1 pseudogene is annotated in these 293 nt (G+C 67.6%); it reads left to right on the plus strand.

Features of this window, described 5'->3' with window-relative positions:
* A pseudogene (locus J9893_RS13965) lies at nucleotides 1-120 on the plus strand (peptide-methionine (S)-S-oxide reductase); the annotation flags it as partial.
* Nucleotides 121-293 lie beyond the last annotated feature (173 nt).

Consider the following 293-nt stretch of genomic DNA (forward strand, 5'->3'; position numbering starts at 1 on the left):
GCGGGGCCGTTCTGGGAGGCCGAGCCCGAGCATCAGGACTACCTGGTCAAGCACCCCAACGGCTACACCTGCCACTACCCCCGTGCGGGCTGGAAGCTGCCGCGACGCGAGATCGGCTGACGGCCAACGCTCAAGAACGGTGGGGGTCGGCGCGCCAGTGGGCGGGCCGACCCGGTGTGTCTGTTTTTTTCCTGAGGAGATGGTGATGCAATCCCGGTGCATTCAACAGGCGCCCGAGCTGCGGGTGCCGTGGTGGATCGACGGCGAAGGGCGCAGCATGGCACCGCTGAAGC

Origin of the sequence: Aeromonas sp. MaB10011B, from assembly GCF_017939325.1 — a bacterium.
Classification (GTDB): Bacteria; Pseudomonadota; Gammaproteobacteria; order Enterobacterales; family Aeromonadaceae; genus Aeromonas; species Aeromonas caviae.